This window comes from Methylobacterium frigidaeris (assembly GCF_022179185.1).
In the GTDB taxonomy this organism is placed as follows: domain Bacteria; phylum Pseudomonadota; class Alphaproteobacteria; order Rhizobiales; family Beijerinckiaceae; genus Methylobacterium; species Methylobacterium frigidaeris.
The window spans coordinates 1-210 of sequence record NZ_BPQJ01000487.1; the positions used below are offsets into that span (position 1 = coordinate 1).

Below are 210 nucleotides of genomic sequence, written 5' to 3' on the forward strand. Positions count from 1 at the left end.
GTCCCGCCCACGCCGTCGGGCACGAGACGGCGTTCGAGGTGGACCACATCGACGACGCCTTCAGTCGGGGATGGAGCGTGCTCGTCGTCGGCGCCGCCGACGCCCTCACGGAGCCGCGGGAAGTCGCGGTTCTGGAGAACGAGGCAGGGACCGTGACGCCCTGGGCCGGCGGCGAACGGGACCTGTGGGTCGTGGTGACGGCCGGCAGGG

General features: G+C 73.3%; 1 protein-coding gene. It reads left to right on the plus strand.

What is annotated here, in order from left to right; translation table 11 throughout:
• The coding region (locus MFF64_RS37720) for a pyridoxamine 5'-phosphate oxidase family protein (RefSeq protein ID WP_238194244.1) at positions 1–210 on the plus strand (210 nt) is incomplete at both ends.